The sequence below is a fragment of the Pseudomonas sp. S2_H10 genome, from assembly GCF_054668285.1.
The window spans coordinates 524,285-545,490 of record NZ_CP162754.1 but is presented as its reverse complement, the minus strand read 5'-3'; the positions used below and the strand labels follow the sequence as shown (position 1 = coordinate 545,490).

Here is a 21,206-nt window from a genome sequence, read left to right as displayed (position 1 = left end):
TGACCGAACAAAGGCTTCCCATGAGCGAAGATGCACAAGATGTAGTACTCGTTGTCGAGGACGATCCCTCGATTCTGATGGTGCTGTCCGCTTACCTGTCGGGCGAGGGTTACCGCGTATTGCAGGCTGAAAACGGCGAACAGGCTTTCGAAATCCTGGCCAGTAAACCGCACCTGGACATGATGATCACCGACTTCCGCCTGCCCGGCGGAATCTCCGGCGTGCAGATCGCCGAACCCGCCGTGAAGCTGCGACCGGAACTCAAGGTGATTTTCATCAGTGGCTACGCCCAGGAAATCCGCGAGACCGACAGCCCGATCACGCGCAAGGCGCCGATCCTGGACAAGCCGTTCGATCTGGACAAGTTGCAGGAACTGATGCAGGACATGCTTTCGTAAGCATTCAGGCCTTGATCATCTCCCGCACCTTCGCCGTCAACAGATCGAAGGTGAACGGCTTGGTGATCATCTGCATGCCCGGATCGAGGAAGCCGCCGCGCACGGCGGCGTGCTCGGCGTAGCCGGTGATGAACAAGACCCGGAGATCAGGCCGCAATTGCCGGCCGATTTCCGCCAGTTGCCGGCCATTCATGCCGGGCAGGCCGACATCGCTGATCAGCAGGTCGATGCGCTGGGCCGAAGCGAGTATCGGCACTGCGCTGTCGCCATCACACGCCTCGACGAAGGCATAGCCCAGATCGCTCAGCACTGTGCTGACCAGGACCCGCACCGCTGGATCGTCCTCGACGATCAAGACCGTTTCGCCGTGAATGGCGATGGGTGAATGTTCGACGTCTCTGGGTGGGTGCTGGGGCACGTCACCGCCAAAGCGCGGCAGGAACACATTGACCGTGGTGCCTTTGCCCACTTCGCTCTGGATGGATACGTGACCGCCGGACTGTTTGCTGAACCCGTAGATCATCGATAGCCCCAGGCCCGTGCCCTGGCCGATGGGCTTGGTGGTGAAAAAGGGGTCGAAGGCGCGGTTGACGATGTTTTGCGGCATGCCGCAGCCGGTGTCGGTCACGCTGAGCACGACGTAATCACCCGAATCGAGATTGCTCTGGGCTTGGGCGAAATCCTCGTCAAGGTGCTGGTTGGAGGTCATGACCACCAGGTTACCGCCATCGGGCATCGCATCCCGGGCATTGATCACCAGGTTGAGCAGGGCGCTTTCCAGTTGATTGGGGTCGGCTTCAGCCACCCACAACCGATCATCGAGTTGCATGTCCAGGCGAATGCTTTCGTTGATGCTGCGTTGCAGCAGTTCACCCATGGAAACCACCAGGCTGTTCATCTCCACGGGTCTGGAGTCCAGCGACTGGCGGCGGGAAAACGCCAGCAGGCGATGAGTCAGGCTCGCCGCGCGGTTGGCCGAAGTCACCCCCAGGTCGATCAGGCTGTCGAGGTCTTCGGTACGCCCCCGGGCCAGGCGGCGACGCAACAACTCGAGGCTGCCGATGATGCCGGTCAGCATGTTGTTGAAATCGTGCGCGATACCGCCGGTGAGCTGGCCGACGGCTTCCATTTTCTGCGACTGACGCAACGCTTCTTCGTTGTGGCGCAGTTGCGCGGTGCGCTCTTCCACCTGCTGTTCAAGGGTCTCGAGGGTGTTCTGCAGGCGCAGTTCGCTCTGGCTGAGGTCGATCAGTCGATCCCTGGCCTCGTACTGTCGTCGCCGTCCGCGCAGGGCAGTAGTGACCAGACTGATCAAGGTGATCGGGTGAAAGGGGCGTTCAAGGAAGGTGACGTTGCCCAATTGCGAGCCGACGCGTGATACGGGATTCTGTTGCGGGCCGCCATGGTGTGTCATCAGCACGATCGGCAGGTCCGACCACGCGGGCTGTTGTTCGAGCAGCCGGATCAGTGGTTCGAGATCACTGCCCAGCAACGCTTCGCTGGAGATCAGCAGCAGGCCGGCGCCGCGTTCCACCTCGGCGCACAGTCCGGGCAGATCGCGGCAGCTCACCCCGTGAAATCCGGCTTCATTGAGCATCATCAAGGCAATCTGGCTGTCACGCCCTCGCGGCGCAAGAATGAGGGCGCGTTCGGGTGTCCCTTGCATTGCCGTCACGGGATATCGTCCGCAAGTAGCGGTTTGCTGGCCCCGAGATAGGAGGGTACGCCGCGCAGTACGCCCTGGAAGGCTTCCAGCGGTTCACCGATGGTCATGCCCTGGGCGCTGATGCGGTATTCACGGATGGTCGACTCATGGCTGCCGGTGCGCTTCTTGATGATCGAAATGGCCCGGCGCACCTTGCCCAGCGCTTCGAAGTAACGCAGCAGGATGACCGTATCGGCGAGGTAGGTGATGTCGACCGGCGCCTGCATGTCGCCGACCAGGCCATGCTGGGCAACGGTCATGAAGGTCGCGGCGCCTTGTCGATTGAGGTACAGCAGCAACTCGTGCATGTGCAGCACCAACGCGTTCTCTTCAGGCATCGCCGCCTGATAGCCGTTGATGCTGTCGATCACCACGGTCTTGATATTGCCCTCGTCGACGCAGCGCCGCACCCGGTGGGAAAACTCGCCGGGAGACAGCTCGGCCGCGTCCACCTGCTCGATCAGCAGGTTGCCGCTGTCTTGCAGGGCCTGCAGATCGATGCCGATGTTCTTCATGCGCTCGAACAGCAACCCCAGCTCTTCGTCGAAGATGAACAGCGCGGCTTTTTCACCCCGGGCCACGGCGGCGGCGGCGAACACCATGGAGATCAGCGATTTGCCGGTCCCGGCCGGGCCGAGAATCAAGGTGCTGGAACCGGTCTCGATACCGCCGCCCAGCAGCGCATCCATTTCCCGGATGCCGCTGGTCAATTGCTGACGCACGTATTGACCGCGATGTTCGGCGGCCACCAGGCGCGGAAATACATGGACGCCGTCGCCCATGATGGTGAAGTCATGAAAACCGCCCCGGTACTTCTGGCCGCGGTATTTGACCACGCGGATGCGCCGTCGCTCGGCACCGTAGTTGGGGGTCAACTCTTCCAGGCGAATCACGCCGTGGGCGACGCTGTGCACGGTTTTGTCCAAAGACTCGGTGGTCAGGTCATCGAGCAGCAACACCGTGGCGTTGTAACGCACGAAATAGTGCTTGATGGCCAGAATCTGCCGCCGATAGCGCAGCGAGCTTTGCGCCAGCAGGCGAATTTCGGAAAGGCTGTCCAGAACGACACGGGTCGGCTTGACCTGTTCGACCACTTCGAAGATCTGGCGAGTGGCTTCGCCCAGTTCCAGGTCGGAGGAATAAAGCAGCGTCTGCTGTTGTTCGGCGTTGAGCAGGGTTTCCGGGGGCGTCAACTCGAATACGTGGACGTTGTCGTCCATCTCCCAGCCATGGGACAAGGCGCCCTGGCGCAGCTCGCGTTCGGTTTCCGACAGGGTGATGTATAACGAGCGTTCGCCGGCTTTCGCGCCAGCCAGCAGGAAGTGCAGCGCCACGGTGGTCTTGCCGGTACCCGGTTCGCCTTCAAGCAGAAAAACATGACCGCGGGACAAGCCGCCGTCGAGGATATCGTCCAGGCCTTCGATACCGGTGGCGGCCTTGTCACTGTTCAATTCGTTGGATAGAGACAAGCAAGTGTCCTCTCATGACCAAGGGGGCAATGAGGCTAGCGCTGCGAAGTGCCGCAACGGGCTGCCTGTTCTCTTGACCCCTGGCCGGGACGACGGTTCAACGAAATTTCAGTGGCGATTACAGCCCCTGTTGCAACGCCGGATCATCGGGGTTCATCTGTTCGAGCTGAGCCAACAGGATCTGCACGTTTTGCAGCTGCCCGCTTTCCTTCCAGTAATTGATCAGCATGACCCGGGCCTTGCGATCGTTGGGATGGCGCTGAACGATTTCCTGCAGCTGTTTCTGCGCCGCTTCCAGCTCGTGCTCGGCGTGCAATGTGGTCGCCAGGTCGTAGCGGTAGTCGCGGTGGTCCGGTTCGAGTTCAACGGCCCTGGACAAGCCGAGCAGGGCGAATTCGCTTTGATCGTGATGCAGCAGCCAGAGCCCAAGGGCATGTTGCAGGTAGGCCGAATCGGGTTGCGCCTTGAGTTGTTTGGCCAACAGCTGACGGGCGGCGTCGTTCTGGCCCTGTTTATCCAGCACTTCGATTTGCAAGACCAGCGCCGGCAGGTTGTCCGGCGCCAGGCGCAGGGTATTGTCCAGCGCCTGTTGCGCTTCCTTGAGTTCGGCGTTGTGCAGGTGCAGCCGGGCCAGTTGGTACTGGTTTTCGGCGCTTGGCGCCTCGTTCTTCAGCACTTGCTCCCAGGCATCGATGGCCTGCTCCAGCGGTCCGAAGTACAAACCCAGATCATCCGGGGACAAACCCAGCAGGGCGTTGATGGCGGCAAGCCGCACGCCTTGCTCGTCGTCATCGAGCAATGGCCCCAGCAACAAGCTGCGCTGACCGCTCGGTACCAACGCGTTGATGCTCTTGATCGCGGCGATACGAACCTCGGGCGACTCGTTCTGCAAGTCGGCATCCGCCAGTTTCAGCGCTACCGAACTTGGATAATTGGGCAGTTCGGCATGCAGCCAGACACGCCGCTTGGCTGACAGGTCCGGGCGAGCCAATTGCTGGTAGAGCACCCGCGCGGCGCCGGGCTGACCGCCCCGGGCAGCCGCCAGCGCTTCGCTGTAGCCATGCAGGATGGCTTCGGGAACCACCGGGGTGGTATCGCGCAGGGACAACCACGCAAGGCCGGCGACGAGCAGGGCGAAGAGGCTGGCAAGCAGATAGCGGCGGGACTTGGGCATGCAGGAATCCGGAAGCTGGGGAGCTTTTGCAAAGGCGCAAGCTTCGGTCAGGCCAGGCCCCGAGTCAAACCTGGACGATGTCCGATGACGATTCAATCGTTGGAAAAGCCCTTCAGCCGGCAATCCATGGACCTGCACGCGGAAACCTCTCGAGGCTGCGCCGCAGTGACTACGCTTGCTGGAGGTAAGTCGACGAGTGTTCCCATGCAAGCGTTGTTGCAGTATTTCAAGGCCATGCTCAACCCCGGCCCCGGGGTATTGCTGTTCGCCCTGCGGACCATCGTCGCCGGGTTGTTGACCCTGTACCTGGCGTTTGTGTTCGACCTGGACCAGCCCAAGTGGTCGATCATGGCCGTGGTCATCATCAGCCAGCCACTGGGCGGCATGGTGCTGGCCCGCAGTTTCGGGCAGGTGATCGGTACCACGCTGGGTGCGGCCGTGGCGGTGTTGATCATGGCGATCTTCCCCCAGGCGCCGCTGCCGTTCATCACCACCCTGGCGTTGTGGCTGGCGCTGTGCACCGCCGGCGGTACCTTGCTGCGCTATACCAGTTCCCAGGCGTTTGTCCTCAGTGGCTACACCGCCGTGGTGGTGGCCTTGCTGGCAGTGCCGGACCAGGACGGCATGTTCCTGCTGGCGGTGACCCGCGTCACCGAGACGTTGCTGGCGGTGGCCTGCGTGTGCGTGGTCAGCCTGCTCACCGCCAGGCCGGAAGCCGTGGCCCGGGATTACTTCGCCAGGATCGATCAGATCACCCGGTTGCTGGCCACCCATGCCAGCGCCGTCATCCGCACCGAAGAAAGCGAAGCCGAGTTCCAGCAGCGACAAATGCAGCTGTTGGGCCAGATCAGCGGTCTGGAAGGTGTACGCCGGCACATGTACTTCGATGCGCCGCGATTGCGCAGCGCCAACGGCCTGGTGCAGCTGTTGGGCAACCAATTGGTGTTGTTGACCGCGCGGCTGACAGCCCTGCGCCATCAGCGACTGCTGTTGACCGAGCGCTGGGAGGGCGAGTTGCCGGAAGAAATTCAACAGCTGCGCGCCGAAGAACTGGCCTTCCTCGATGAGTTGGCGCGGGAGGGGCGTTCGCTTTCCAGCGACAAGCGCCATCATTTCACCGCGCTGCAACAGCGCTTCGATGAGCTGGCCTACCGGGCCGAACAGTTGACCGAGCCGCTGCCGGCCACCTTGCGCTCGCTGGCCTGGTCGCTGCGCTGGGAGCAGGCGCGCCTGCTGCAACAGCTTGAGCAGATTCTGGAACTGAGTGACGCCATCCAGAGCGGGCGCCCCGCCAGCAGCGTGTTTCGCGGGCGGGAAAACCCCCTGCACCTGGATTTCACCTTGGCGAGCATGAATGCCGTCCGGGCGTTTTCCGCGCTGTTGATCTGTGGCCTGATCTGGATCGAAACCGGCTGGGACGGTGCGCGAGGCGGGATGGTGCTGGTGGGCATCCTGTGCTCGCTGATGTCGACCTTTCCAAGGCCGTTGCTGGCCGTGCAAAGCTATGCAAGGGGATTCGGGCTGGCTCTGGTGGCCTCGGCGCTGCTGCAGTTCCTGTTCGTGCCGATGATCAGCAATTTCGAGATGCTTGCCTTGCTGCTGGCGCCTTTGCTCTATGCCGTTGCGGTGGGGCTGGCCAGTCCTGCCACCACAGGCACCGGCATTGGTCTTGGGCTCACGACGTTTCTGTTGCTCGGTCCGCTGAATGTGGGGATCGGCCAGAACACCGCGATCCAGTGGTTCGAATTTGCCGGGGCCTATACCTGCGCGACCGTGCTGGCCTTGAGTGTCTATGCGCTGATCTTTCCGTTCCGGCCGGATTTACGCATGCGGCGGCTCTATAAAGAGAACTGCGAACAGGTGTACGCCTTGTTGAAAACCTCGGCAACCGATGAGCAGCAGTTCGCTTTCGAAAGCCGCATGGTCGATCGCCTGACCATGATGCTGGGGCTGCTGCCGGCCACTCAGGCGCCACAATCCCATGAGCGTTTTCAAGTCAGCCTGGGCTGCATGGCGCTGGGCATTGCCTTGAATCAGCTCAGGCAACAGGGGCAGAACAACGCACTGCTGAACCCGGACCTGCAAAGCCGACTGTTTTCGACAGTGCGGGAAACGGGCAGGCTGGTCGCCGGTCGGCCCGGGGTCGAAGTGGCGCAGGTGCTTGCCAGCCTCCGCACCCTGGGCGACGAACTGGATGCCCTGCATGCCGATGTGCATGAACACCTGTGGTCGGTGTTCCGCATGCGCGTGGCGCTGCTGATCGTGGTGTCGTTCGTCGAGCGGTACCGCGGCTATTTTCAACCCGAAGGCCTTGAAGGAGACCCTGTCCTTGCCCATTGATCTGGAAGTGGGTGGAGCCTATCTGCCCCCGATTGCTCAGGCGCTGCTGCTGGGCTTGCCGATTTTCCTGTTGCTGGACTGGGCGTTGCGGCGCCTCGGCGTGCTGCAGTTCGTCTGGCATGAGGCATTGTTCGAAGGCGCGCTGTACGTCTGTGTCTGTGCCACGTTGATCCTGATGATGGGAGCCTGATGCCTTGAAGAACATCCTTTCCCGACTCACGACGCTGGCGGTGGTGCTGCTGGCCATTATCCTCGGCTGGTTTGCCTGGGAGCATTACACCCGCGCCCCCTGGACCCGCGATGCCCGGGTGCGGGCCGATGTGGTGACCCTGTCCGCCGATGTTTCGGGGCGCATCGTCAGCCTGGCCGTGCGGGACAACCAACATGTCGACAAGGGCCAGGCGCTGCTGGAGATCGACCCGGCGCGCTACACCCTGGCGGTGGAGCATGCCAAGCGGGCCGTCGAAGTGGCGAAAGCCTCGCTCGGGCAGGCCCAGGCGGCCATTAGCGCCAGCGAAGCGTTGCTCAGGCAACGCCAGAGCGAAGAGCAACGGCGGCGCACGCTCAAGGATCGTTCGGCGATTTCCGGCGAAGAGTGGGAAAAAGCCAACACCGATGTCTCGGTTGCCCAGGCGGACTTGCTGCGCAACCAGGCCAATCTGGTGCTGGCCCAGGCCAACGTGCAGCTGGCCATCGCGGCCCTGACCCAGTCCGAACTCGATTTGCAGCGTACCCACGTGGTCTCCCCGGTGACCGGCTATGTCACCAATCTGCTGACCCGGGAGGGCGACTACGCGTCGGCCGGCGGGCCATTGCTGGCACTGGTGGACAGCGACTCGTTCTATGTCAGCGGTTACTTTGAAGAAACCAAGTTGCCGAGGATCGGGGAGGGCGACCGGGTCAGGATCGAGTTGATGAGTGGCGAGACCTTCGGCGGCAAAGTGCAGAGCATTGCCTTTGCCATCGCCGACCGGGAAAACCTGCCGGGCGGTCGCCTGCTGGCCAACATCAACCCCAGCTACACCTGGATCAAACTGGCGCAGCGGGTGCCGGTGCGGATCGAGATCGATGCCGACTATGCCGGCAAGGACAAGTTGAGGGCGGGAACCACGGCCACCGTGACCGTCCAGGAAAACCGCTAACCCCTGTAGGAGCGAGCCTGCTCGCGATGGACTCAAGGGCACCGCGTTTATCCGGTTTGCACGCGTTATCGTTGACGTCCATCGCTGCGACGCGGCGACCCGACAAGCCAGCTCCCACAAGGGACCGCGCAATACCTGTAGGAGCCGGCTTGCCGGCGATGGACTCAAGGACACCGCGTTTATCCGGTTTGCGCGCGTTATCGTTGACGTCCATCGCTGGCAAGCCAGCTCCTACAATAGGCAACAGGCCGCGCAATACCTGTAGGAGCCGGCTTGCTGGCGATGGACTCAAGGGCACCGCGGTTACCCAGTTTGCACGCGTCTTCGTTAACGATCATCGCGAGCAGGCTCGCTCCTACAGGGGGGGAGGTGTTTTTGAGAGCAAAAAAAGCCCCGCGACCGAATGTGACGCAGGGCAAAAAAATTGGTTGGTTGCGGCCAACCAAAGGAGCTCTTTGAAAAACCGTTACTTGCTGGCGACCGTCTCCGGCTGCCAGCCACCACCGAGGGCCTTGTAGATCGCGACGATGCCGCGGTACAGGTCGACTTCGGCCTGGGCCTGGGTGTCTTCGGCCGCCAGGCGTTCACGCTGGGCGTCGAGCAGCACGAGGAAATCGGTATTGCCTTCGCGGTAGCGGATCTCTGCGAGGTCGGCGGCCGAGCGGCTGGACTCGCTCTGGCGTATCAGCGAGATCAGGCGCTGTTGGCGCTTGTTGTAGTCGCTGAAGGCGTTTTCCGATTCTTCCAGGGCCAGCAACACTTGCTGCTCGTAGGTCGCCAGGGCGCCTTCGGCATCGGCGTCGGCGCCGCGCAGACGGGCCTTCACGCTGCCCAGGTCAAACGCTGCCCAGGTGATGCTCGGGCCCAGCGCCCAGGCGTTGGCCGCCGAGGAGCCGATCTGCGAACCGCGCCCGGCGGTAAATCCGAGGAAACCACTGAGGCTGACCCGCGGGAACAGATCCGCCTTGGCCACGCCGATACGTGCCGTGGCCGACGCCAATTGGCGCTCCGCACTGCGAATGTCCGGGCGACGTTGCAGCAGTTCACCCGGATCACCGATCGGCAATGCCTTGGCGATCGCTGGCAGGTCTTTGGGGCTCAGGTCCACGGTCAGCTTGTCCGGACGTTCCCCCAGCAGGGTGGCGATGCGGTTTTTCTGCCGCACCTGCTCGGCCTGCAATTGCGGCACGCTGGCTTCAACCGATGCCAGTCGCGCATCGGCACGCTCGACATCGAGCTGATCGCCAACGCCGGCATCACGCAGGCTGATGGTGATCTTGCGCGACTCCTGCTGGTTCTGCAGGTTGGCCAGGGCGATCTTTTCCCGCAACTGCGCACCGCGCAGTTGACCGTAGGAATCCACCAGTTCGGCAATCATGCTGACTTGCAATTGGTACAGATCGGCCTCGAACGCCTGCTGCTCGGCGTTGGCCGATTCCAGGTTGCGCTGGATGCGGCCGAACAGGTCGATCTCCCAGGCCATGTCCAGGCCCAGGTCGTAGCGTTCGCTGTTGACCCGGTCGGTGGTCTGGCCGGGAATCTGGCCTTTGCCCAGGTCACTGCTGACGCGGCTGGTAATGGTCGGCATGGCGTCGTTGCTGACGTCATCGCGGATCGCCCGCGCCGCTTTCCAGCGGGCGAAGGCGACGCGCAGATCGCGGTTGCCTTGCAGCGATTGCGTCACCAACTGATTGAGGGTCGGGTCTTCGAACTGCTGCCACCAGATGCCTTCGAATCGCGAACGGTCAAAGTTCTTCTGGCCGGCCGCACCATCGGTTGCGGTGGTGATGTTGGCCGGTTCAAGGGTTTCGGTCTTGTAGTCCGGGCCCACGGCACAGGCGCTCAGCGCCAGTACCAGCAGGCTCGGCAGGAAGGCTTTCAAACTCATCAATGCGACTCCAGCTTCAGGGTGGCCTTGGCAGCTTTGCGCTTCTCGCCGCGCTCGACAAAGTTACGGATCAGCACATAGAACACCGGCGTCAGCAGCAGACCGAAGAAGGTCACCCCGAGCATCCCGGAGAACACCGCTACACCCATGGCGTGGCGCATTTCGGCACCGGCACCGCTGGAGAACACCAGCGGCACCACACCCATGATGAACGCGAAGGAGGTCATCAGGATCGGCCGCAGACGCAGGCGGCAAGCTTCCAGGACCGCCGCCAGCGGGGTCATGCCTTCAAGCTGTTTGTCCTTGGCGAACTCGACGATCAGGATCGCGTTCTTGCAGGCAAGCCCCACCAGTACGATCAATCCGATCTGGGTGAAGATGTTGTTGTCGCCACCGGAGGCAATCACGCCGGTAATGGCCGACAGCAGGGTCATCGGTACGATCAGGATCACCGCCAGCGGCAGGCTCCAGCTTTCGTACTGAGCCGCCAGCACCAGGAACGCCAGCAATACGCAGAGCGGGAACACGAACAGCGCGGTGTTGCCGGACAGAATCTGCTGGTAGGTCAGGTCGGTCCATTCGTAGGTCATGCCGTTGGGCAATTCTTCCTTGAGCAGTTTCTCGATGGCTTTTTCGGCCTGGCCGGAGCTGTAGCCCGGGGCTGCCGCACCGTTGATTTCAGCGGTGATGAAGCCGTTGTAGTGCATTACGCGGTCCGGGCCCGAGGTGTCGCTGACCTTGATGAAGGTCGCCAGCGGGATCATTTCGCCTTTGTTGTTGCGCACTTTCAGCTGGCCGATCTGGTCGGATTCAAGACGGAACTGTTGTTCGGCCTGAACGTTGACCTGATAGGTACGGCCGAAGCGGTTGAAGTCGTTGGCATACAGCGAACCCAGGTAGATCTGCAGGGTGTCGAAGATGTCACTGACGGCCACGCCGTGGGTCTTGGCTTTCTCGCGGTCGATAGCCGCATCGACCTGGGGCACGTTCACCGTGTAGCTGGTGAACAGGCCGGCCAGTTCCGGCACGTTGTGGCTCTTGTTGATGATGTTCATGGTTTCCTTGTACAGCTCTTCGTAGCCCAGGTTGCCCCGGTCTTCGATCTGCAGGCGGAAACCACCGATAGTGCCCAGGCCTTGTACCGGCGGCGGCGGGAAGATCGCCATATAGGCTTCCTGGATGTTCGCGTACTGGCCGTTCAAGGCGCCGGCAATCGCACCGGCGGACATGCTCGGGTCTTTACGTTCGTCGAACGGTTTCAGGGTCACGAACACGATGCCGGCGTTCGGGCTGTTGGTGAAACCGTTGATCGACAGGCCCGGGAAGGCCACCGCGCTTTCCACGCCAGGCTGTTTCAGCGCCAGCTCGGACATGCGCTTGATCACGTCTTCGGTGCGGTCCAGGCTCGAGGCGTCCGGCAATTGCGCGAAGGCCACCAGGTATTGCTTGTCCTGGCCAGGTACGAAACCGGTCGGGGTGCTGGAGAAACCGAAGAAGGTCAGGACCATCAGGCCGGCGTACAGCACCAGGGCAATACCGCTGGAGCGGATTACACGGGCAACGGTGCCGACATAACCATGGCTGGCCTTTTCAAAGAAGCGGTTGAACGGACGGAACAACCAGCCGCCAAACATCTTGTCCAGAATCCTCGAGAAACGGTCCTTCGGTGCGTCGTGGCCTTTGAGCAACACCGCAGCCAGTGCCGGCGACAGGGTCAGCGAGTTGAAGGCCGAGATCACCGTCGAAATCGCAATGGTCAGGGCGAACTGCTTGTAGAACTGCCCCGTCAGACCGGAAATGAACGCAGCAGGTACGAACACCGCACACAGCACCAGTGCCGTGGCGATGATCGGGCCGGTGACCTCGCCCATGGCTTTTTTGGTTGCTTCGACCGGCGTCAGTCCCAGTTCAATGTTGCGTTCGACGTTCTCCACCACCACGATCGCATCGTCGACCACGATACCGATCGCCAATACCAGGCCGAACAGCGACAAGGCGTTGAGCGAGAAACCGAACAGGTGCATCACGGCGAAGGTACCGATCAGCGATACCGGTACAGCGACCAATGGAATGATCGAGGCGCGCCAGGTCTGCAGGAACAGGATCACCACCAGCACCACGAGGATCAGCGCTTCGAAGAGGGTGTGAACCACCGCCTCGATGGAGCCGCGCACGAAGATCGTCGGGTCATAGACGATGCTGAAGTCCATGCCTTCGGGGAAGTTCTTCTTCAGCTCGGCCATTTTCGAGCGTACTTCGTTGGAGATCTCGATGGCGTTGGAGCCCGGACGCTGGAAGATCGGGATCGCCACCGCCGGCTGGTTGTTCAGCAACGAACGCAGGGCGTACTGGCTGGAACCCAGCTCAACCCGAGCGATGTCCTTGAGGCGAGTGATTTCACCGTTGTCGCCGGAGCGGATGATGATGTTCTCGAACTCTTCCTCACTGACCAAACGGCCCTGAGTGTTGACCGAGAGCTGGAACGCGGTGGCATTCGGCGCGGGCGGGGCGCCCAACGCACCGGCCGCTACCTGTCGGTTCTGCTCACGAATCGCAGAGACCACATCGGTTGCTGTCAGGTTGCGCGAAGCGGTCTTGTTCGGGTCCAGCCACACTCGCAGCGAGTAATCGCCCATGCCGAACAGCTGCACATCACCGACACCGCCCAGGCGCGCCAGCTCATCCTTGATGTTGAGCAGGGCGTAGTTGGACAGGTAGAGCATGTCGTAGCGTTTGTCCGGCGAGGTCAAGTGCACGACCATGGTCAGGTCGGGCGATGCCTTGTCCACGGTGATACCGATGCGCGTCACTTCCTCGGGAAGTTTCGGCTCGGTGCGGGTTACGCGGTTCTGCACCTGCACCTGCGCGTTGTCCAGGTCGGTACCCAGGGCAAAGGTGATGGTCAGGGTGATCTTGCCGTCGGCGGTGGATTGCGAGGACATGTACAGCATGTTCTCGACGCCGGTGATGGCTTGCTCAAGCGGCGCGGCCACGGTTTCACCGATGACCTTGGGGTTGGCACCCGGGAAGTTGGCGCGGACCACCACGGTCGGCGGCACCACTTCCGGGTATTCGCTGATCGGCAGCTGGAACAGCGAGATCGCACCGGCGATCAGGATCAGCAGCGACAGCACCGCTGCGAAGATCGGCCGCGAAATGAAGAATTGGGAAAAATTCATCGTAAAAATCCCTTAACCGCGTGGGGTCGTGGCAGCCAGTTTCACAGCCGTGCCCGGCGCAACCCTGGCAGGCGCGACTTGAGGCAGGTTGCTGGCTTCCAGCGCTTGGCGTTGTTGTGCGAGAGCCGCGAGGGTCTGTTCACTGGCCATCGGAATCACTTCAGGGGTGACCGGCGAGCCAGGGCGTACCCGTTGCAGACCCTTGACGATGATGGTGTCGTCCTTGTTCAGGCCGCTGCGCACGATGCGCAAGCCTTCGATTTTCGGACCCAGTTCCACCGCGCGGTAGGCGGTCTTGTTGTCGGCATCCATCACCAGCACGAACTTCTTGCCCAGGTCGGTGCCGACCGCTTCATCGTTGATCAGCATGGCGCTGTAGGTGCCGCTGCCCACCAGTTTCAGGCGTGCATAGAGGCCCGGGGTGTAGCTGCCATCGCTGTTGTCGAACACGGCGCGACCACGAATGGTGCCGGTTTTCGGGTTGACCTGGTTGTCGACGAAGTTCATCACGCCCTGGTGCGGGTTACCGTCCTCGTTGGACAGGCCCATGTAGACCGGGGTGGTGGCACCGCGCTTGCCTTGGCGGGCGAGCTCGGTGTACTTGAGGAACACACGCTCGTCCGCGTCGAAGTAGGCGTAGACCTTGTCGGTGGAGACCACGCTGGTCAGCGGGGTGGTGTCGGCGGTCACCAGGTTGCCGGCGGTGATTTCCGCACGGCTGACGCGGCCGCTGATCGGTGCGGTGACGCGGGTGAAACTCAGGTTCAGCTTGGCCAGGTCCAACTGCGCTTGCAGGGCACCCACGGCGGCGCGGGCTTCCTGGGCGGCGCTGGTGCGCGAATCGGCCAGCTCGGCGGAAATCGCGTTGCTGGTGCGCAGGCGCTCACCGCGCTGGGCTTCGTTTTCACTGCGGGTGGCATTGGCGCGCGATTGAGCGACCAGTGCTTCGAGGCGGCGGACCTCGGCCTGGAATGGACGCGGGTCGATCTGGAACAGCAGGTCACCTTTCTTGACCAGGGCGCCCTCGGTGAAGGCCACTTCATCGATCTGGCCGGAGACCCGTGGACGAATCTCGACGGTTTCCGGCGCCTCCAGGCGCCCGGTGAATTCGTCCCACTCGTTGACCGGTTGTTCCAGCACCTTGGCCACGCTGACTTTGGCAGCGGGCATGGAGGCGGCGGTTTCCGGGGCCTTGCCGCAAGCGCTGAGCACCACTACGGCCAATAAAGCCAACGGGAAGCGCAAATGTTTGAGTGACTGTTCCATGGATGCATCCGCCAATGTGTTGAGATTGGCGAATGATGCGCGGCGGGTTTGTATCTCACGAATCGAATGGGGCGAAGGTAACTATCATTCGGAATGATATAAGAGGCCAAATCAGCTCTCTAGCCTGCGCCTTATGCAGAGGTCTATCAATCAGGTCGATGGCAATTCTGTGTTGCCGCAAAAGCATCAATCAGTCTTGAAACGGAGGTGTGGCCTTCGCGAGCAGGCTCGCTCCCACACTGGATCTCATCAGCCATTGGTTTAATGGGGTCCAACGGCCTGCGCTGTGCCGGTTTCGTCACCGCCAATGCCCAAACCCATCAAGCCATGACGCCTCGGATAGACCACGCTGACCGGTCTTTCCAAGGAGATGACCATGATCCGACTGACCCTGATCGAAGCCCGCGACCTGGCCGAATCGATCCTGTTGCACAACGGTTTTAATCTGGCCCATGCACAAGCGGTGGCGGCGACGGTGGTTGTCGGCGAACGAGATGGCTGTGCCTCCCACGGTTTGTACCGGATTCTGGGGTGTGTGAATTCCCTGCGGGCCGGCAAGGTGTCAGCCGATGCCGAGCCACAGGTGATCGACCAGGCGCCGTCGATTGTGCGGGTGGACGCTGGCGGTGGGTTTTCGCAGTTGGCGTTTCAGGCTGGATTGCCGTTGCTGGCGCACAAAGCGCGGGCCAACGGCATTGCGGCGTTGGCCATCAACCGCTGTGTCCATTTCTCGGCGCTGTGGGTGGAGATCGAGCAGTTGACGGCTGCCGGCCTGGTGGCACTGGCATGTAATCCGAGCCACGCCTGGGTGGCGCCGGCTGGAGGACGACTGCCGGTGTTCGGTACCAATCCCATTGCCTTCGGTTGGCCGCGTGCGGGGCAGGATCCGTTTGTGTTCGACTTCGCCACCAGCGCGATTGCCCGTGGTGAGATCGAACTGCACCGGCGTGCCGGCAAGGCGATTCCCGAAGGTTGGGGCGTCGACGCCCAGGGCCGGCCGAGCACCGACGCCGACGTGGTGCTCGACAGCGGCGCGATGCTGACGTTCGGCGGGCACAAGGGTTCGGCGCTGGCGGCGATGGTGGAATTGATCGCCGGGCCGCTGATCGGTGACCTGACCAGTGCCGAGTCGTTGGCTTACGACGGGGGCAGCAAGTCGTCGCCGTACCATGGCGAGTTGATCATCGCCCTGGACCCTCGGCGCTTTCTGGGGGACGCCACTGAAGAACATCTGGCCCGGGCCGAAGCCTTGTTCCAGGGCATTGAAGGGCAGGGCGCGCGCTTGCCGTCGCAACGACGTTACGCGGCGCGGGTACGCAGCCTGGTGGAAGGCGTGCAAATTCCCGAGGCGCTGTACAACGACCTCAAGGCCTTGCTCGGCTGATTCAGTAGGAGCGAGCTTGCTCGCGATGGTCGTTAACGATGACGCGCGTGAACCCGGATGAACGCGGCGTACTCGAGTCCATCGCCAGCAAGCCGGCTCCTACAAGGTTTGAAGGTCACGAGATACCGTGTAGGAGCTGGCTCTCGCGAAAAACGCAAGGACAACGTTTCCATTCAGGCAACACGCGTTATCGTTGACGTCCATCGCGAGCAAGCTCGCTCCTACAGGGCTTTACTCAGGCCACAGAATCGGCCCGGCGTGGGCTGGTCGGGGCTGGGTCCAGCGCAGCAATCCGCGCCGCCGACTCGGCATCCACCTGGCGCAACGACTTGCCACGGGTCTCGCGGGTCAGGCCGACAGCCACCACGGAAATCAGCGCGGCGCCGACCAGATACCAGGCGATCGGCGTCGAGCTGTGGTACTTGTTGAGCAAGGTGATGGCGATCAGCGGTGCCAGGGAACCGGCGAAGATCGGCGCCACCTGGTAGCACAGGGACAGAGCGGTGTAGCGTACGTGGGTCGGGAACAGTTCAGCCATCAGTGCCGAGTAGGGCGCATAAGTCATCGACTCGATGGCCAGGCCCAGGGTGATGGCGGCCATGATCAGCCAGTTGTTGCCGGTGTCCATCATCGGAAAACCGATGAACCCCCAGAACGCTGTCAGCACCGCGCCGGTCAGGTACACCGGCTTGCGCCCGATGATGTCCGACAGATAGCCCATCAACGGGATCAGGAAAAAGTGCACCAGGTGCGCGCCGAACATCAGCAGCAGAATTTGCGAAGTGTCCTTGTGCACCACCAGTTTCAGATAGGTAATCGAGAACGTCACCACGGTGTAGTAGAGGATGTTCTCGGCAAAGCGCGCGCCGATTCCCACCAGCACCGAGCGCCAGTGATGACGCAGCACCTCCACCACACCGAGCTGTTGCTGTTTGGTCTGTGCCTGGCGGGCCTGGGCTTCCTTGAAGATCGGCGCGTCATCGACGCTGGTGCGAATCCAGTAACCGATCAACACGACTACGGCCGAGAACCAGAACGCCACGCGCCAGCCCCAGGCAAGGAACTGCTGCTCTGAAAGGTTCGACGACAACAGCAGCAGGGCGACCGTGGCCACCAGGTTGCCGGCCGGCACTCCGGCTTGCGGCCAACTGGCCCAGAAGCCCCGACGATTGTCCGGGCAGTGCTCGGACACCAGCAGAATCGCGCCGCCCCATTCGCCACCGAAAGCGAAGCCCTGGATCAACCGCAACAGCACCAATAGCACCGGCGCCGCATAACCGATCTGGTCGAAGCCAGGCAGGCAACCCATGAGGAAGGTGGTGATGCCGACCACGACCAGGCTCAGTTGCAGCAGGCGCTTGCGGCCGAATTTGTCACCGTAGTGACCGAATACCAAACCGCCCAACGGCCGGGCGAGAAAGCCGACCGCGTACAAGGCGAAGGCGGCGATGATGCCGTCGATGGGGCTGTCGGTCTGGCGGAAGAACAGCTGGCCGAAGACCAGCGCCGAGGCGGTGCCGTAGAGAAAGAACTCATACCATTCAGCGACGGTGCCAGCCATGGCGGCGGCCACTACGCGTTTGAGTCCCGAGGGTGTGGTTGCGCTTTGCGTGTGTTGAGGATTCGACATGCTGACGTACCTTGTTAAGGCGCAGAAAAATGGGCAGCCGGGCCGGTAAGGGCCTGCCCGGCAATCACTCAGAGACCGACGTCCGGCAGTTCCGGGCGGTTGGCCAACGCCTTGGCCATGATCTGCTCGACGAATACGCGGTCGGCTTCCGGCAGGGCCAGGCGTGGCGGACGGGTCAAGGCGCTGCCGCGACCGGCAATGGCTTCACACAGCTTGATGCACTGCACCAGGTCGGCACGGGCATCGAGGTGCAGGATCGGCATCAGCCATTCGTAGATCGGCATGGCTTCGGCGAAACGACCGGCCTTGGCCAGGCGGAAGATGGTTTCGCCTTCTTTCGGGAACACGTTGGACATGCCCGAGACCCAACCTTCGGCACCCACGGCGATGCTTTCCAGCACCACGTCGTCGAGGCCGGCGAACAACACGAAACGGTCACCGACTTCGTTGCGCACGTCGATGAAGCGGCGGGTGTCGCCGGAAGAATCCTTGAAGCACACCACGTTGTCGCAGTCGGCCAGGGAAATCAGGATGTCCGGGGTGACGTCGTTCTTATAGATAGGCGGGTTGTTGTAGACCATCAGCGGCACGTCGGCGTTTTTCGCCACGTAGCGGTAATGCTCGGCGGTCTCGAACGGTTTGGAACCGTAGACCAGCGCCGGCATCAGCATCACGCCATCGACGCCGACCCGGCGTACGGCATTGGCGACCTTGGCCGCTTGTACGCTGGTGAACTCGGCCACGCCGCAAATCACCGGGACACGACCACGGGCGGCATCGACAGCGACCTCGGTCACGGCGATTTTCTCTTCGGCGCTCAGCGAGGTGTTTTCACCCACCGAGCCGCAGACCACCAGGCCTGACACGCCGTCGCGGATCACGTTGGAAATCACCTGATGGGTTTTTTCCAGGTTGATGGAGAAGTCATCGTTGAATTGAGTGGTCACCGCCGGGAAGACGCCACTCCAGTTAATGCGCTTGCTCATTGTTGTCTCCGCTTGGTTAATAGTATATCGTATACGTTTGTTAAAATGACAAAACTCGACCCGTGCTTTATTTGCTTTTCAGGGAAGTTACTGGCCGTTGACCTGAGGGTTCAGCGATGGCGTGATCAGGCGCCGGGCCAGGTGTCGGACAGGCGATAGCCTTGTGGCCACGGATCACTTGGGTCGAGCAGCAATTGATGGGTGCCGGTGATCCACGCCCGGCCGGAAATGCACGGGTAAATCGCGGCGCGGCCGGCGACTTCGGTCAGCGAATCAATGCGGCAGTGGAACTCGGAGCCGATAATCGAACGGCCGACAAAGCGCTCGCCAACCTGCATCAAGCCTTTGGCCTGCAACACCGCCATGCGCGCCGAGCAACCCGTGCCGGTGGGGGAGCGGTCGATCTTGCCCGGTTGAATCACCACCGCATTGGCGCCGGTGGCGATGCCGTTCTCATGGACGATGGGCGCGGCGATCTGGCAGAAGGAAATGTGCGACCACTCGGGATTCAGCGGATGCACGAAGCCCAGTTGTTCGTTGGCCGCTCGAGTGATTTTCAGCCCGACCGCGACCAGGTCGGCCGCTTCATCCGGGCGGATGGAGAAACCCAGGCCTTTGGCATCGGCAATCACGAAACTGTCGCCACCATAGGCGGTGTCAACCTGCAGCGAGCCGATGCCTTCGACTTCAATCCACGCATCCAGTCGATCAGCGAAGGACGGCACGTTTTTCACTTCCACCCGTTGCACCTTGCCATCCCGGCAGTCGGCCACGGCTTCGATCAGGCCGCCGGGCGCTTCCAGGACCAGGCGGGTTTGCGGCTCGGTCATGGGCAGGATGCCGCTGTCGAGCAATACCGTGGCGACGCACAACGAGTTGGAGCCGGACATCGGCGGGGTGTCCGCCGGTTCCATGATGATCCAGGCCATCTGCGCACGTGGGTCCTTGGCCGGGACCAGCAGGTTGACGTGGCGGAACACGCCGCCGCGGGGTTCGTTGAGGACGAAGTTGCGCAGGGTTTCGTCCCGGGCGATCCAGCGCGACTGTTCCCACACGGTGGCGCCGGGCGGCGGGGCGACGCCGCCGACGATCACATCGCCGACTTCGCCTTCGGCGTGGCAACTGACTACATGAATGACTTTTGATGAACGCATGACTTGATCCTTGTGTTGTCTGTCAGGGCCTCATCGCTGGCAAGCCAGCTCCCACAGTGATTTGGGTTGTTGCATACACCACCAAACCTGTGGGAGCTGGCTTGCCAGCGATGAGGCCAGTTGTCATTTCACAGATTTCAGAAACGCTGCAGTCTCCGCACGCACCGGATTGCCAATCACCTGATCCGGCGAACCGATCTCATGCACCAGGCCATTGCGGAAAAACGCCACACGGTCGGACACGTCCCGGGCAAAGCGGATTTCGTGGGTCACCAGCACCATGGTCATGCCGTCTTCGGCGAGCATGCGCATGGTGTCCAGCACTTCACCGACCAACTGCGGGTCGAGGGCCGAGGTGGCTTCGTCAAACAGCATGTAGTCCGGTGACATGGCCAGGGCGCGGGCGATGGCCATGCGTTGTTGCTGTCCACCGGACAGCTTGCCGGGGAAGGTCTTGAGCTTGTCGCCCAGACCGACGTGGGTCAGTTGCTTGACCGCCAGTTCTTCAGCTTCAGCCTTGCTCTTGCCCAGCACCTTGCGCGGCGCGAGCATGACGTTTTCCAGGACCGTCAGGTGCGGGAAGGCATTCCATTGCTGGAACACAATGCCGATTTTCTGCCGCAGGCGATTGAGGTCGGTGGCGCTGTGATGGACTTCGACGCCGTCAACGCGGATGTTGCCTTTCTGGATCGGTTCCAGGCCGTTGATGCACATCAGCAAGGTCGATTTGCCGGAGCCGGAGCCGCCGATGATCGACACCACTTCGCCCTTGTTCACCGTCAGGTTGACGCCCTTGACCACTTCGAGGTTGCCGAAGGATTTATGTACGTTGTCGATCTCAATCATTTTCTTGCCACCTTCTTTCCAGACGAGCGCCCAGGCGTGCGACCACCAGGCTCATGACGTAGTAGATAAGGCCCGCGATGCACAGCACCAGCAACGGTTCCTGGATGCGGGTGACGATGGTTTGCGAGGCGCGCAGCAGTTCGACGATGCCGATCCACATCACCAGCGCGGTGTCTTTCATGACACCGAGCACCAGGTTCAACCAGCCGGGGAACGCCACTCGGGTGGCCATCGGCAGGACGATCCAGCGCAGGTCCTGCAAGAAGCTCAAACCCAGCGAGCGACTGGCCCGTCGTACGGTGAACGGCACCGCCAGCACGCCGGCACGCACGATCTCGGTGAAATACGCCGCCGCGTAAACCCCCAACACAATGCAGCCGACGCTGAAGGCGCTGATGTTCAGGCCGACGATGCTTTTGAGTGAGTTGAACAGCACGAACTGGATCAGCAACGGCACGCTGCGAAACACGTCCAGCACCCACGCCAGCGGCAGGCTCGCCCGTGGCAACAGGGCCCGCAGCAGGCCGAAGAACAACCCGGCCACGGAGCCGAGAATGATCGACCAGAACGTCAGTTGCATCGTGACCCACGCACCGTTGAGCAGGAACATCAGGTCATTCGAGGAAAAATCGGTGGAAAACATGG

General features: G+C 61.9%; 16 protein-coding genes. 5 read left to right on the top strand and 11 right to left on the bottom strand.

The window, feature by feature from the left end; all coding sequences use genetic code 11:
- Window positions 1–20 precede the first annotated feature (20 nt).
- Window positions 21–398 (top strand): response regulator, encoded by a 378-nt coding sequence (locus tag AB4O16_RS02360; protein WP_007970583.1) that lies wholly within the window; start codon window positions 21–23, stop codon window positions 396–398.
- A 4-nt stretch (window positions 399–402) separates the two neighbouring features.
- Here AB4O16_RS02360 and AB4O16_RS02355 read toward each other — a convergent pair whose 3' ends face one another.
- The 3 genes from AB4O16_RS02355 to AB4O16_RS02345 all read right to left on the bottom strand — a co-directional run bounded on the left by AB4O16_RS02355 (window position 403) and on the right by AB4O16_RS02345 (window position 4,746).
- Window positions 403–2,064 (bottom strand): ATP-binding protein, encoded by a 1,662-nt coding sequence (locus tag AB4O16_RS02355; protein ID WP_460156886.1) that lies wholly within the window; start codon window positions 2,062–2,064, stop codon window positions 403–405.
- A 5-nt stretch (window positions 2,065–2,069) separates the two neighbouring features.
- Window positions 2,070–3,572, bottom strand: a complete 1,503-nt coding sequence (locus AB4O16_RS02350; protein WP_460156885.1) for an ATPase domain-containing protein — start codon at window positions 3,570–3,572, stop codon at window positions 2,070–2,072.
- Window positions 3,573–3,690: 118 nt separating this feature from the next.
- A complete protein-coding gene (locus AB4O16_RS02345; RefSeq protein WP_160385538.1) occupies window positions 3,691–4,746 on the bottom strand; it encodes a tetratricopeptide repeat protein in 1,056 nt (351 codons plus the stop codon).
- A gap of 204 nt (window positions 4,747–4,950) precedes the next feature.
- On the opposite strand from AB4O16_RS02345, the gene AB4O16_RS02340 reads away from it, so the two are divergent.
- The 3 genes from AB4O16_RS02340 to AB4O16_RS02330 are packed head-to-tail and all read left to right on the top strand — an operon-like array spanning window position 4,951 to window position 8,228.
- Entirely contained in the window at window positions 4,951–7,086 is a 2,136-nt protein-coding gene (locus AB4O16_RS02340; protein ID WP_460156884.1) for an FUSC family protein, read from the top strand.
- A complete protein-coding gene (locus AB4O16_RS02335) occupies window positions 7,076–7,276 on the top strand; it encodes a DUF1656 domain-containing protein (RefSeq protein ID WP_460156883.1) in 201 nt (66 codons plus the stop codon). Before AB4O16_RS02340 ends, AB4O16_RS02335 begins: the two co-directional genes overlap by 11 nt.
- A 4-nt stretch (window positions 7,277–7,280) precedes the next feature.
- Entirely contained in the window at window positions 7,281–8,228 is a 948-nt protein-coding gene (locus tag AB4O16_RS02330) for an HlyD family secretion protein (protein WP_160385541.1), read from the top strand.
- A 466-nt stretch (window positions 8,229–8,694) separates the two neighbouring features.
- On the opposite strand, the gene AB4O16_RS02325 is transcribed toward AB4O16_RS02330, so the two are convergent.
- Genes AB4O16_RS02325 through mexE form a run of 3 tightly spaced genes read right to left on the bottom strand, consistent with a single transcriptional unit; the run spans window position 8,695 to window position 14,561 of the window.
- Window positions 8,695–10,116 (bottom strand): efflux transporter outer membrane subunit, encoded by a 1,422-nt coding sequence (locus AB4O16_RS02325; protein ID WP_160385542.1) that lies wholly within the window; start codon window positions 10,114–10,116, stop codon window positions 8,695–8,697.
- Window positions 10,116–13,295: an efflux RND transporter permease subunit gene (locus tag AB4O16_RS02320; RefSeq protein WP_460156882.1), complete on the bottom strand. Its 3,180-nt coding sequence runs from the start codon at window positions 13,293–13,295 to the stop codon at window positions 10,116–10,118. The genes AB4O16_RS02325 and AB4O16_RS02320 overlap by 1 nt, the downstream gene beginning before the upstream one ends.
- A 12-nt stretch (window positions 13,296–13,307) precedes the next feature.
- A complete protein-coding gene (gene mexE, locus AB4O16_RS02315) occupies window positions 13,308–14,561 on the bottom strand; it encodes a multidrug efflux RND transporter periplasmic adaptor subunit MexE (protein WP_160385544.1) in 1,254 nt (417 codons plus the stop codon).
- A gap of 376 nt (window positions 14,562–14,937) precedes the next feature.
- Here mexE and AB4O16_RS02310 point away from each other — a divergent pair, with 376 nt between their 5' ends.
- Complete coding sequence (locus tag AB4O16_RS02310; RefSeq protein WP_460156881.1) at window positions 14,938–15,945, top strand: Ldh family oxidoreductase; 1,008 nt, start codon at window positions 14,938–14,940, stop codon at window positions 15,943–15,945.
- Window positions 15,946–16,180: 235 nt separating this feature from the next.
- Here AB4O16_RS02310 and abaF read toward each other — a convergent pair whose 3' ends face one another.
- The 5 genes from abaF to AB4O16_RS02285 all read right to left on the bottom strand — a co-directional run bounded on the left by abaF (window position 16,181) and on the right by AB4O16_RS02285 (window position 21,204).
- The gene (gene abaF / locus AB4O16_RS02305; protein WP_460156880.1) at window positions 16,181–17,575 is read right to left on the bottom strand and encodes a fosfomycin efflux MFS transporter AbaF; all 1,395 of its coding nucleotides are present in this window, start codon (window positions 17,573–17,575) and stop codon (window positions 16,181–16,183) included.
- A gap of 68 nt (window positions 17,576–17,643) precedes the next feature.
- The gene (locus tag AB4O16_RS02300; protein ID WP_460156879.1) at window positions 17,644–18,561 is read right to left on the bottom strand and encodes a dihydrodipicolinate synthase family protein; all 918 of its coding nucleotides are present in this window, start codon (window positions 18,559–18,561) and stop codon (window positions 17,644–17,646) included.
- A 125-nt stretch (window positions 18,562–18,686) separates the two neighbouring features.
- Window positions 18,687–19,715, bottom strand: coding sequence for a trans-3-hydroxy-L-proline dehydratase (locus tag AB4O16_RS02295; RefSeq protein WP_110662499.1), 1,029 nt, complete (start codon window positions 19,713–19,715; stop codon window positions 18,687–18,689).
- Between the two features lie 123 nt (window positions 19,716–19,838).
- A complete protein-coding gene (locus AB4O16_RS02290; protein ID WP_150714425.1) occupies window positions 19,839–20,561 on the bottom strand; it encodes an amino acid ABC transporter ATP-binding protein in 723 nt (240 codons plus the stop codon).
- On the bottom strand, window positions 20,554–21,204 hold the full coding sequence (locus tag AB4O16_RS02285) for an amino acid ABC transporter permease (protein ID WP_046042022.1): 651 nt from the start codon (window positions 21,202–21,204) through the stop codon (window positions 20,554–20,556). Before AB4O16_RS02285 ends, AB4O16_RS02290 begins: the two co-directional genes overlap by 8 nt.
- Window positions 21,205–21,206: the final 2 nt, after the last annotated feature.